Source organism: Sulfitobacter sp. HI0129, assembly GCF_001635395.1.
In the GTDB taxonomy this organism is placed as follows: domain Bacteria; phylum Pseudomonadota; class Alphaproteobacteria; order Rhodobacterales; family Rhodobacteraceae; genus Sulfitobacter.
The window spans coordinates 1-2,540 of record NZ_LWGH01000437.1 but is presented as its reverse complement, the minus strand read 5'-3'; the positions used below and the strand labels follow the sequence as shown (position 1 = coordinate 2,540).

The window sequence follows — 2,540 nt, the reverse complement described above, 5'->3', positions numbered from 1 at the left end:
GGTATCGACCCGGTTCAAGTCATCGACCGTGCTCGTGCGCGCGTGGTTGGATCCACGCGGGCTGACGAAAAACGAGTTGAGGCCGTGTTGCGACGGGATGAAACGGACAGGTCAAAACGCCGCGCGGAGACCGAACTTCAGGCCGCGATCGACGATCTGAACGGTTGTTTCGAAGGGCAGGGTGGGCAAGACCTCTTGCCGCGCGACCGGGTAGCAAAGCTGGTTGAACGGGATCGTCTGCGCGCCAATAAGGCAACGGCGGACCGCGATCGGCAGAAGGCTCGCGATGGCGTGGACGCCGATCTCTTTGCCGAGGAATTGGACCGGATGCCGGACGCCACGCGTGCGGCAGAACTGGAACTCGCCCTGAAAGACGTACAGGACTCCCGCGACACCGCCCGCGACGCACAGCGCGAGGCTGCCCGTCTGTACCGCGACGCTTTTGAGGCCGCCGACCGCAGCGATCTCGCAACCGAACAGGCGACACTGCTCGAGGAGCTCCGGAGCGGTGCCCGTCAGGCGGCGGTGGCTCGGCTCGGGGTTCTGGCGGCACGCGGGGCGCTGCGTCGCCTTGCTGAAGAGCGGCGCAGTGGCATGTTGCGTGATGTTGAAGAGGCCTTTGTCACTATGACCACCCCCGCTTGGACTGGTGTTGACGTCTGGAGCCAGGCGGAAGGTGAAAAGCTTGTTGGTATCCAATCTGATGGCAGTACGGTTCCTATTGAACAGATGTCGACGGGCACGATGGGCCAGTTGTACTTTGCGCTGCGCCTCGCTGGATATCGCAGTTTTGCGCGCGACCCAGGGCCGCTGCCGATGATCCTGGACGATATCATGGAAACCTTCGACGATACGCGCGCTCGGGCCGCCCTGCAGCTTTGCGCCGAGATTGGCACAAACGGGCAGGCAATCCTCTTCACGCATCATGCCCATCTGGTCGAGTTGGCACGCGACTCCATCAAAGGGGTGACTGTCGTGAACATGCCAGATTGACTGATTTGATTCGGCGCCAGAATTGCGTTTGCATATGGACGCGCTGATAGCGGGGATGTTGTCCCCTGACATTCACGTTCCCGGAAATTTTCTTTGTGGGGTATGCCCAAGCGGAATACGGCGGTTTCAGGCCTGCATACTGCTTTACCGTGGCTGGACGATGATCAACTGAGCCTCGAACACATGCGCGGCGATGTCTGCCACTTGCCGGAGTGCGGCTGCTTCGCTTCCGAGAGGCTTGGGCTCACGCGACACCGGAGGTTCGGGTTCCGGCGTGCTTGCTGCGTCAGATTCTCCTTCCACGATGGACCTTCGCGTCAAGGTTTCAACCACCGGAATGTCCCCCCGGTCAGAAATTGAAGTATCTTGTGGCATACCTGAGCCGCGACGCAGCTCGGCTTTCTGCCGCCCGCGCCGTTCGGCTTCATGCATTTCCGCCACCAGCGACGGCAGGCGTTCTCCAAGCGGCTGATCGTGTTCCTTCAAAAAACCGTTCAGCTTGTCCTCCAACCCTCTGTTGGTTAGCACTTCGAGAACGCGTGGTTCCGAACACAGCCATGTATTCCCACCATCGAAGGCGACATGGTGTTGCTCATCGTCCAATGGGCCTATCATCCGTGGAGCCACGAAGAGCGAGCGCCGGGCGACATCAGACCGACTCCAGGCTTGATTGATCTCGTTTCGCCTGTGAAAGCGGGGTGCCGCGTAAAAAACGAGGTTTGAGCCATCATCTAGCGCCAGCAGGAGTTCATGCTGATCGGAGGTCTTCGCTTCGGTGATGGGGAAACGGTAGTAGGGAACGTTCAGTGTCCCGCCCAAGGCCACAACGGCTTGGTGTTCCTTCGCCGTTCGGCGGACCATACAGTGGGATCGTTTGAATTGCAGAAACAAGGGAACACCTGGCCGGTCGAGCTTCACATCATAGCCGCCTCCTGCTTTGCCTTCCTCGATCAGACTTGGAAACACGGGTGCGGCTGATAGCGCAACCCAACCAACGAGTTCATTGGTAAGGGCGAACCCGTAAGAGAATTCGGAAATTTCAGGTTTCATCTTTCAGCCGCCGTTGCCAGTTTCTTTGAAGTCACGCGGATTGGTGAACCGGCTTTTGCACGACTTCTTTAATCCCGATGATTGCATATATGACTGAAGTAACTCTATAACAAAAAAAGGGAATTTTATGGACACTACCGCCATCCCTCCCGAAATCCGCTACCAGTGGAATAGCGCAAATATTCCAATCATCGTCCGTTCCGGGATTTCCGGCGATAAACTCACAGCGCGGTTGCCATATCGTCCCGATAATCGGGGCTGGCTTTTCGGTCTGGCAACCGGACGCCGGAAGCCCGAAGTACAATGGGCTCCCGTCGAGAAAGCCTGGAAGTTACCAGTTAGTTGGCTCAATCGTTTTGTTGACAGCGGCTTGGAACGATATGGACAGCTCTACGTCGTTCAGCCCTACCGTGAAATGGAGAAGTGCGCGCCCGCTTGTCGGAACGCCGTCGGACACGATTGCCAGTGTTCCTGCATGGGCGCGAACCACGGCGCAG

General features: G+C 58.2%; 3 protein-coding genes. 2 read left to right on the top strand and 1 reads right to left on the bottom strand.

Annotated elements, in window-relative coordinates; translation table 11 throughout:
• On the top strand, positions 1-993 hold a 993-nt coding region (locus A3764_RS25175), incomplete at its 5' end, for an ATP-binding protein (protein ID WP_443069380.1).
• Between the two features lie 144 nt (positions 994-1,137).
• On the opposite strand, the gene A3764_RS11885 is transcribed toward A3764_RS25175, so the two are convergent.
• Entirely contained in the window at positions 1,138-2,043 is a 906-nt protein-coding gene (locus tag A3764_RS11885) for a hypothetical protein (protein ID WP_067267165.1), read from the bottom strand.
• Between the two features lie 127 nt (positions 2,044-2,170).
• Between A3764_RS11885 and A3764_RS25995 the strand changes: the two genes are divergently transcribed.
• On the top strand, positions 2,171-2,540 hold a 370-nt coding region (locus A3764_RS25995; RefSeq protein WP_236628180.1), incomplete at its 3' end, for a hypothetical protein.

Coding starts and splice junctions, on each gene's coding strand:
- A3764_RS11885 (WP_067267165.1), bottom strand. CDS start 2,043: ATGAAACCTGAAATTTCCGAATTCTCTTACGGGTTCGCCCTTACCAAT.